This window comes from Pontibacter brevis, assembly GCF_054779655.1.
On sequence record NZ_BAAGXV010000081.1, the window covers coordinates 51,098 to 60,831 of the forward strand.

The following is a 9,734-nucleotide window of genomic DNA, read 5'->3' on the forward strand; positions in this document are numbered from 1 at the left end:
GGAGGAGCTCAGTAACTTGAAAAACCAACTTTACGACGGCCAAAAACGTGGTAGCTTACGAAGTGATGGTATAATATCCTTTTGATCCGTCGATAACATTTTATTTTTAAAATATTGAGACGCCAAATTCCTTTGACAGCAGACTATCGAGTTGCCTGAGGTCCGACATTAAATCCAGATGGTTTTGTGTTAAGGATGATTCAGATTCGTTTTTCTGTAGCAAATTTTTCAATTCGACCATCTTAAAGTAAAATGATTGGGATTGTAGTTCAAACTGTAGTAGTGCTAACTTTTTTTCTATGGCGCACTTTTTTTGTTTAACCACATTAATTGTTTCAACAGCCGCATCAAAACTCAATTTCTTTTGTTCGAAAGACTTCAAAAGCCCGCACTCAAAACTGGCACATTGTTTCGGCCTTTTCGAATAAATACTGCACCCATCACAGTAATTTTTGCAGGGTTGAAGAAAAAAACCTTCACCATTTGCATTCTCAATCTCCATTAATTCTCTCAGCACAGGCAGCTCTTCACGACCGAGCTGTACAAAACCAATCACGGTACCGTCACAACAGTATCCACAGGACAAACAGATATTTATCGAATCATTCATGTTTTGTGAATTTAAACACTTCTGTAATGTACCATTCTTTTGAAGGATATCTTCCATCGGTGCTAACCTAAGTCCTTGATGCGTGGAACTGCCTTGCGTTAGCAAATGGGCAATCATGAAGTAAGGGTGGTATTGCTTGGGTTGTTTATCCTTTTTCACCCGGATTGATGCATAATTTTTTAACAAGGAATAACCACTTACCGCAGCAAAATGTGTGCAGATAATGTTCAATAATTCAATCCTTCGGTCTACAGAACCTAAAAGCCGCTCCAAATTAGATGTAGTGGCTTCTTAGGTTTGGTAAGTAGCACTTTGGGTTCCCTTCTAATCGTTTTATAGGCTCCCAATGCTCAGGGCATTCCCCATCAAAGCAGAAGAAAACATAGTTCCTGCCTATTTTTAGAATGGTGGATATGAAGCTATAACACCAATCTTGTTTATTTTTGGATATTCTGCATCAAAGTATGGAACCGCATCATGTTCTGAGAAAGAAGGAAACAAGTTCAGTCTTCGGTCCTGGACATCCTATCGGTTTCATCATCTTTTCCAGATGAATCGCGCTTCGCTTTTTTTGCCGCAACTTTAAGAGACTCCTGATGCTCTTTCCTTTCCTTGAATTCTTTTTGGCGCTGCTTCTTTTGTTGGTCTCTTGATCTGGTGCTCATTATCTCAATCAATTTACTTGTTACTAATCTTTGGACCTTATAAAGCCCTAACGACCATATTAAACTTATTTATACGCTTAAACGAAATAAGTCATTTTCCGCATGGGGAATATCAGGATGAATGAAATTTTCTGAATCAGGGTTTGATAAGCAGTGGTTTTGTATGATGTGAAGCACCTGACAAATAAAATGCTCAGTTAATGCAGAGTTGGTCAAAGAACCCCCTTTTCCCTATGAGGGTTTTCATTTCACTCCTTTTCAACTGCCCTGATGAACGGCGGAAAAGGTGCCGTCGCATTGTTACCGTTTCTTTCAGGCAATAAATGGGTTAACCCCAACACCCACCTGCTGATGGTCAGGACGGGCGGCTTCTTAATGCTGGCAACAGGCTTTCTTCTGCCGCCCGCCATTCTGCATGCTTTGTACACATAAAGCAGCAACATACAAATACCCAAAATCAACATAAAAACAACTTAAACCTGCCGTCTGAACAACATTTCTATTTTAAAACCGTCCAATTGATGAAGGATTTTTAATGAGTATGGCTATATCCTTCAAATATGAGAAGAATACTTTTACTTTTGATTACCTGCTTCACCAGCACCTTATGCTATGCCCAGTACCCGGAAGAAGACCCTGCTGAGCCATTTCTAAAGATAGGAGGCGCTGTGCGTTTTAACTACAACCTTTCTACCTGGAAAGACGACCAGCTGGAGCGGGGCGGTGACTTTGGCTATGATGTGTTCCGGCTTAATGTGGAATCTGAGTACAAGGGCATTAAACTGAACGCAGAATTCAGGCATTATTCTCAGGCCTTTGGCGGTGCTTTCCTGAAACAGGGATGGTTTCAGTACGACTTTTCTGAAAGGTCGCAGATACAGGTTGGCCTTAACCAGGTGCCTTTCGGTATTCAGCAGTACAACTCCAACAACTGGTTTTTCAACATCACCTATTATGTAGGTTTCGAGGATGACCATGACATGGGGGTGAAATACATACACGACAACGGCCGGTGGCAATGGCAGGCAGCCTATTATAAAAGCGCCGAGGAGTTTGTTTTTGGCCTGGCGGAACCCAGCCCCAACCGCTACTCCTACGACATTACCGGGCGCAACAAAGAGAACAACCAGCTCGACTTCAAGGTGGTACGGCGCCTCGGCGACAGCCTTGCCCATGAACTGGGCGCCTCCCTTCAGGGAGGGCTCCTTTATAACCTGGATACAGAGCGAAACGGCACCAGGTACGCTGCCGCCGTACACTATGAGTACAAACCTACCTACAGCCCCTGGAATGTAAAGCTGCAGGCGATGCTTTACGGCATTAACCCACAATATGCAGCCGGGGCTGACCTGAACTTTGTGGAGATGGGGGCCTATGGTGCGAACTACAATGTGGCCACCAGAGGCGAAATGTATACCGCCAGCTTAGCCTATCACCTGCCCATCGAAACGCGCCTGCTGCAGGGCATCACCTTCTACAACAACTACGGCTACTATAACAAGCGTGTCAGTGGCTTCGAGAACACCCACATGAACGTGCTGGGTGCCTTGTTCACCGCCGGCCCGATGTACATTTATACCGATGCAGCATTGGGGTATAATCAACCTTGGCTCGGCCCGGAGTGGACAAACGCCCTTGCCTTCGGCACACCCGGAGACACAGACTGGCACATGCGCTTTAACATAAACATGGGGTATTATTTCTGATTCTAAATTTCTGATTGATGAGTAAAGTAGCAAGAAGCGATACAAAGAAGTCACTGGGTCTGGAAGTAAACGGTCCCGTTTTCTGGTCTTCTATTGTTATCCTAATCATAAGCATAGCGCTGGTCCTTCTTTTCAGGGAGGGTGCCGAAGCGTTCTTCAGCGAAGTACAGGCGGCCGTTACCTCCACCATGGGTTGGCTGTTTATCCTGAGCGTGAATGTATTCGTAGCCTTCTGCCTGTATATGGCCTTCGGAAAGTTCGGCGACATCAGGCTGGGCGGTAAGGAGGCGAAGCCGGAGTTCAGTACCTCCTCCTGGTTTGCCATGCTGTTCAGCGCCGGTATGGGCATCGGCCTTCTGTTCTGGAGCATTGCGGAGCCTATCAACCACTTTCAAACGCCCCCGCTCGGGGAGCCGGGCACTCCCGCTGCGGCGAGGCAGGCCATGAACTTCACGTTCCTGCACTGGGGTTTCCATGCCTGGGCCATTTACGCCCTGGTGGGGCTGGCACTGGCGTACTTCACCTATAGCCGCAAGCTGCCCCTCACCATCCGCTCCGTATTTTACCCTTTCCTGGGAGAGCGCATCCATGGGCTTATAGGGGATGTTATCGATATCCTGGCTGTGCTGGCCACCGTTTTCGGCCTGGCCACTTCGCTGGGGCTGGGTGTGAAGCAGGTGGCAGCAGGGCTGAACCACGTGTTCCCGGCCATTTCCAGTGACGTGACGACGCAGGTAATGCTGATTGCCGGTATCACCGGCGTGGCTACCATCTCTGTGGTAACAGGCGTGGACAAGGGAGTCCGTATCCTGAGCGAGTGGAACATCCGCATCGCTATGGTGGTGCTGGTGGCAGTGCTGTTGTTAGGGCCAACCGTTTTTATTTTAGGCTCCTATGTGCAAAACACCGGCTCCTACATCAGCAATTTCCTGCAGCTGTCTTTCTGGAACGAAGCCTACTCCACCCGAAACTGGCAGGGGGGCTGGACGGTTTTCTACTGGGCCTGGTGGATTTCCTGGGCGCCTTTTGTGGGCATCTTTATTGCGCGCGTTTCCAAAGGGCGCACCATCCGGGAGTTTGTGCTGGGTGTGCTGATTGTGCCTTCCCTGCTCTCCTTTCTGTGGATGACCGTGTTCGGAAGCACAGCCCTGCGGGAGGCACTGGCAGGCGGCACCGCTATATCGGAGGCAGTGGCAGCAGATATGTCTACGGCCCTGTTCGTTTTCTTTGAGCAGCTGCCTTTCTCCACGGTGCTCTCCATCATCGGCATCATACTGGTTACTGGCTTCTTTGTGACCTCCTCCGATTCCGGCTCCCTGGTAGTCGACAGCCTGACATCGGGCGGAAGGGCGGACTCCCCTGTGGGCGTGCGTATCTTCTGGGCCCTGGCAGAGGGAGCTGTGGCGGCGGTGCTGCTGATAGGAGGCGGCTTGCAGGCCCTGCAAACGGCCGTTATCATCACGGGTTTGCCCTTCGCGTTCATTCTGCTCTCGATGTGTTATAGCCTGTACAAGGGGCTTAACGAAGAGCTGGAAGAAGAAAACAAGTTGAAAACAGCACAGCAACGGAAAGATTACCAGCAGTTAATGGCTGAGATGCTGGCGAAGCGGGCGACAAAGCAGGAGCACAGCGTGTCTGACGGGAAAAGAAATTTACCACCATCTTCAAAAACTCAACAAAACCTATGATTGCAATAGATGCCATGATGGTCTGCCTTGACCTAAGTGATATAGATGAAAAGCTGGTGGCCTTCACCCGCTCTGTATGCGAGCGCCTGCCGGTAAAACAGGTGTATTTTGTTCATAATATTAAGACATATGAACTGAGCGAGGACTTCCGGGAGGCCTTCGGTGATGTTGACCTGAGTAAAGAAGTGGAGGCAAACATCGCCGACATTGTGGCGGAGCATTTTGCCGGAGGCTGCGACCATGAGATACTGGTCAGTGAAGAGCCGAATACCGAGGTAATGATGGCGGACCTGGTGAAGCGGTATAACGTAAAACTGACACTGCTGGGTAAACGGATGAGCAATAAAAGTACAGGGTCTCTGGGCACCAAGCTGCTGCGCATCCTGCCCTGCAGCATTCTTGTTTTCCCGGAAGCAGCCAGCTTTAACATCAAAAGGGTGCTGACACCGATAGACTTCTCCGATGCTTCGGTGCACGCGCTGCGACTTAGCAAGAGCCTCTCAGACCAGCTCGGGCTAAGCCTGGAGATTATGCACGTCTATAAACTACCCACACAGTACTTCCCGCTGATATCAGAAGAGAAAGCCATCAAGAAAGCGGAAGAGGTGGTAAACGGGAAGTTCAGGGAGCTTCAGAAACGTCACAAGGAAGTAGCCGGTGTTCCTTATACCCTGGTGCGTGCCGCCGGGAAAAGCACAGCCGAGCGGATTTCCCTGCAACTGCGCAAAGGAAAATACGATCTGCTGGTGCTTGGCCTGAAGGGAAGCAACCCAATACCGTCACTCAGCCTGGGCAGCGTGCCAACAAAGATATACAACATGGACATCGACACTCCGCTTTGGCTGGTGTATTCAGAGGAAGTTATCAAGTAAGCGGGCGGCACAGCAGCTATCCCTGCGCCGCTGCCGCCATCAGCTTGCTGATGCCTGTCACCACCATGTCGACACCGATAGCGCCCAGAAAAAAGCCGTTGATGCGCAGAAGCAGCTCCATGTTCTTATCGAAGGCTGTCTGCACGCTTTTGGAACGCATCCCGCGGCGAATCTGCTTGAGGCCCATGATAATGATAAAGTTAGCGAGCATGATAAGCGCCAGCGACACTACCCCCTGCCACAGCTCCAGCTGCTCCGACATGAGGATAGTAAGGGAGATGGTGCCTGCCCCCACCATAAAAGGCAGGGCAATTTCAGAGGCCAGATCATGCAGGTCGCCTTTGATCTGAATAAAGGCTTTTTTCCCCTGCACAATAAAAACATAGGCAAAGGAGAAGAGCACAATGCCACCAAAGATCCGGAAGGATTCAAAGTTGATGCGAAAGACTTTCTGAAACACTACGTCGCCGAAAAGCAAAAAAACCAGAAAGATGGAAAAAGAAATCATCGTGGCTTTTAAAAACACCGATCGGAAATCTGCGTCCGACAAGTCGTTCATGACAGGCTTCAGGTACAGGAAAAGCGCAAATGGGTTCAGCATGACCAGGAAACTGAAAATGGCTGCAATCATAAATCAGGTATAAGTTAATTATCTAATCTTTTTGGGACAGTACGAAGATAGGCTTCTACAAGGGCAAACTTTGTATTGGCTCGGCAAAGCCGTTATAGCCAGGAGGGTAAAAATTTAAAGTAAAGCAGCTTCGGAAGCCGTTCATTAGCTAAACCGTTACAGGGGAATCCTCGGATAGTTCTGCACCTCTATCTCTTTCCCGTTTTTGCTGTTAATCAAGCGGCTGGGCCGGCTGCCTTGTGCTACTTCATGTGCTTTGGCCAGCGCCTTCTCCTCATCATCGAACGCCTGTACCAGTTCCCCATCATGATTCAGCACACACCATTGCTTCTTTTCCTCGTGCCACTGTACCCGAAATGTTCTCTCTCCCAGTTGTTGCTTATTGCGGATCAGGTTAAGGATAATCTTCCCGTCGCTGTAGCTTCCGCCGGGGTAAGGCATCGGCAGCAGGGCAAAAAAGATGTAATACAGGGAGAAATAAGTAAACTGGTAAGTGGCCAGGTTCGGCTCCAGCTTTCTGTTTTCTATCAGGTAGATTACCACCACCGCCGCGATAGCGTTGAAAAGTGCTCCCCCGGCAAAGATTAGGACGTTGGCAAAGCGGTGATTGCGCTTCAGGTTATCAAAAGAACAGAGGCCGTACCAAAAATAATATTTGCGCACCTCCAGCATCCCAACTCTAAAAAGCACATCACCGGAACCAATCGTTACTTTGATGTTCCTGCCCCCCATTAACCAGGCGAAAAACACATGCCCTGCCTCATGCACAAAAGAGATGACAGGCAACACCAGAAAGAAGGCAAGAAAGAACTTCGGTATATCATTTACTCCAAACATAACTATACCTGTTACGCAGGCTATGAAAGGAGTTACTGATTTCAGGCTGTTTTATTTAAATGATAAGGTGCTCTACACCATCTTTGGTTTTAAAGTCAACCTGTTTTAGGGTCACTCCTGTTGACACTAAAGCCTTAAGCTGCAGGAGCAAATTGGGGACTTTTAACCATGCTGTCTCAAACGCTGCAAGCGGCCAACTCCAACCCCGTTGATAATCGAAGAACCGAATACAACTTTGGGGACTACAACGATATACACCTTATTGGCTGTATGACCTGTGACGTTTCATAAAGAAGCAGCTCCGTTTGCCATGAAGCTGCTTCTTTATGAAACATAACCCATGACTGGTTGCTATAAGGATTAATATTCCAATCTCGCTTATGGCCGCATTTTATATACCCAAGGACGGTTCTTTGGTAAACAGCAGCAATTAATGCGTAGCGATTGCGTAACTTGCAGCCCTTTAATGTTTAAACAGCAAGTAAACGCACTTTTTTGAAAAAGAATTTAATACCGCTTGCCTTAGGCGGTTTAGGAATAGGAACGACTGAATTTGTCATGATGGGTCTGCTGCCCGATGTTGCAGCTGACTTCAATATTAGCATACCGGAGGCCGGACACATGATTTCGGCTTATGCACTGGGCGTGGTAATTGGTGCTCCTTTGCTGGTAGTGGCCAGCCGCAGCTTTGCTCCGAAGAAAATACTGTGGACCTTGATGGTGGTTTTCACTCTCTTCAATGCCTGCTCAGCCTTTGCCCCAAGCAGCATGACGTTGCTTATCGCACGCTTGTTGGCTGGCCTGCCGCATGGAGCCTTTTTTGGCGTAGGTTCTGTGGTGGCCAGCCGACTTGCGGTGAAAGGGAAAGAGGCACAGGCCATTTCCTTTATGTTCGCCGGACTCACCATTGCCAACCTGCTTACGGTACCACTTGGCACCTACATAGGCCACCATTTCTCATGGCGCTACACATTTATCCTGATCACGGTTATAGGTCTGCTTACGCTGCTGATGATACAGCTGTGGCTTCCAGCGCTACCTATAAACAAGGCAGGAGATACACGCGCCGAAGTGGACTTTTTTAAACGAAGAGAGTCGTGGCTTATCCTGCTGATTACGGCCATCGGTACCGGCGGGCTCTTTGCCTGGATTAGCTATATTGCGCCCCTGATGACAGAAGTTGCAGGCTTTGCCGCCGACCAGGTGCCTTACATTCTCATTCTGGCAGGTTTTGGCATGGTGGTAGGCAACCTGATAGGCGGCAGGCTGGCTGATGTAGTAAAGCCAGTGAAAGCCTGTCTCCTGCTCCTGCTTTGCATGGCCGGGGCACTGCTGACTATTTACTTTACCGCTGAAAGCAAATTTATGTCGCTGCTCATGACATTTGTGGCGGGTGGGCTGTCGCTGGCTATAGCAGCACCCATTCAAATACTGATGATTAAAACAGCCAAAGGAGCCGAGATGCTTGGTGCAGCCACGACACAGGCAGCCTTTAACATAGGCAATGCCTTAGGGGCTTTCTTTGGCGGTTTGCCTATTGCCATGGGCTATGGCTTTACCTCCCCGGAATTAGTTGGAACAATTATGGCAACGGCAGGAGCATGTTTTACTGTCCTGTTAATCCGGCAACAAAAAACTTCTAAGCATTCACCTGAACCCATCAGGTTACAAGAAGAATTTTCGGAGATTTAACTTGAAAGACCTTAAAAGCAACATGAATCATCCCGGAGTTTAGGTTTGGGATGGTTCATATTGCTGTTTAAGCATGTTCGGAGATTTTCCCTTCCTTTGAGATTATTTACTGGCTTAAAAATCCCTTAAAGTTATTTGCCTGAACTGTTACCAAGAAGGTTCCTTTGCATACAAGCGTCTATTTCAAACCTGTCGCGCTCCTTCTGAACAACAAAAAGCCTGCCCCATATACCAGCGGCATGCTTATAGCCAGCTTGTATAAGCCGCTGTAAGCTGTGGCAAAATCAGGCATACTGGCAAAGCGATGTCTCGGCTCTTTCTGATAGTCGGCATGGGTAAAGGCTACCTGCCTGAACAGGAATGGGTAATAGAACTCCCGGATTGAGTCGTGATATTGGGTGGCGCTCTGCAGGAATGCCAGGTGCGACGGCAAATCAGTACCCGCCATGGCGTTAAAAACACCCTGCATGTTTACGGGCACCGACCACACATTCAGCCGTTCTACCAGTTGGTGGCGCGCATATAAACCCTCCTGGTATTCCCTTGCCAGGTCTGCCACAGCTACGTCACCTAAATGCTGAAAGGCATAGTACCAGCGCCAGGCAAAGCGTCCCTGAATCTCGGTGGTGTCGGTCCATTGCGGATAAAGGGCGAAAAAGGTTTCCATGGTTTCACGCTTTGGCTTGTCCCAGCCGCCATGCACGACCTCGCGCTGTTTTATCGTCAGGTCCAGCGCCTGGGGCACCGGCTGTTTTACGGCTACGTACACGTTCAGTAAGGCAGGAATAACAATTGTGAGCATGAGCCACACCCCCAGCAGTGTGACCGCATTGAAAGAGAAGTTCTTCTGCAGCCGGCTACCAGGAACGCCACACCAAACCAGAAAAGAGAGTAGAACAGCACCGCGATCAGCCAAAGGACAACCCTTAGAGGCTGTTTTGATTTTATTTAGATAATTTCTTAAGCATGATGTGTATCATGGTAATCTGTATCATGGTCTCGGCTGACTTGGTGCTGCGTTCATAATCCTTGG

At 48.7% G+C, this 9,734-nt stretch carries 9 protein-coding genes; 5 read left to right on the forward strand and 4 right to left on the reverse strand.

The window, feature by feature from the left end:
- Positions 1-106 precede the first annotated feature (106 nt).
- Positions 107-883, reverse strand: coding sequence for a YkgJ family cysteine cluster protein (locus ACYVB1_RS17020; protein WP_460924995.1), 777 nt, complete (start codon positions 881-883; stop codon positions 107-109).
- Between the two features lie 662 nt (positions 884-1,545).
- On the opposite strand from ACYVB1_RS17020, the gene ACYVB1_RS17025 reads away from it, so the two are divergent.
- The 4 genes from ACYVB1_RS17025 (at position 1,546) to ACYVB1_RS17040 (ending at position 5,541) form a co-directional block, all read left to right on the forward strand.
- A complete protein-coding gene (locus ACYVB1_RS17025) occupies positions 1,546-1,707 on the forward strand; it encodes a hypothetical protein (protein ID WP_460924996.1) in 162 nt (53 codons plus the stop codon).
- 128 nt (positions 1,708-1,835) lie between these two features.
- Positions 1,836-2,981 carry a hypothetical protein gene (locus ACYVB1_RS17030; protein ID WP_460924997.1) on the forward strand — a complete coding sequence of 382 codons (1,146 nt, stop codon included), beginning with the start codon at positions 1,836-1,838 and terminating at the stop codon, positions 2,979-2,981.
- A gap of 17 nt (positions 2,982-2,998) precedes the next feature.
- Complete coding sequence (locus ACYVB1_RS17035; RefSeq protein ID WP_460924998.1) at positions 2,999-4,669, forward strand: BCCT family transporter; 1,671 nt, start codon at positions 2,999-3,001, stop codon at positions 4,667-4,669.
- Positions 4,666-5,541 carry a universal stress protein gene (locus ACYVB1_RS17040; protein ID WP_460924999.1) on the forward strand — a complete coding sequence of 292 codons (876 nt, stop codon included), beginning with the start codon at positions 4,666-4,668 and terminating at the stop codon, positions 5,539-5,541. Before ACYVB1_RS17035 ends, ACYVB1_RS17040 begins: the two co-directional genes overlap by 4 nt.
- A 16-nt stretch (positions 5,542-5,557) precedes the next feature.
- On the opposite strand, the gene ACYVB1_RS17045 is transcribed toward ACYVB1_RS17040, so the two are convergent.
- Positions 5,558-6,172, reverse strand: a complete 615-nt coding sequence (locus tag ACYVB1_RS17045) for a MarC family protein (RefSeq protein ID WP_460925000.1) — start codon at positions 6,170-6,172, stop codon at positions 5,558-5,560.
- Positions 6,173-6,328: 156 nt separating this feature from the next.
- Positions 6,329-7,009 (reverse strand): site-2 protease family protein, encoded by a 681-nt coding sequence (locus ACYVB1_RS17050; protein WP_460925001.1) that lies wholly within the window; start codon positions 7,007-7,009, stop codon positions 6,329-6,331.
- Positions 7,010-7,504: 495 nt separating this feature from the next.
- Here ACYVB1_RS17050 and ACYVB1_RS17055 point away from each other — a divergent pair, with 495 nt between their 5' ends.
- Positions 7,505-8,701 carry an MFS transporter gene (locus ACYVB1_RS17055; RefSeq protein WP_460925002.1) on the forward strand — a complete coding sequence of 399 codons (1,197 nt, stop codon included), beginning with the start codon at positions 7,505-7,507 and terminating at the stop codon, positions 8,699-8,701.
- Positions 8,702-8,879: 178 nt separating this feature from the next.
- Here the strand turns inward: ACYVB1_RS17055 and ACYVB1_RS17060 are convergent, their stop codons facing one another.
- Positions 8,880-9,617: a DUF3526 domain-containing protein gene (locus ACYVB1_RS17060; protein WP_460925003.1), complete on the reverse strand. Its 738-nt coding sequence runs from the start codon at positions 9,615-9,617 to the stop codon at positions 8,880-8,882.
- Positions 9,618-9,734 lie beyond the last annotated feature (117 nt).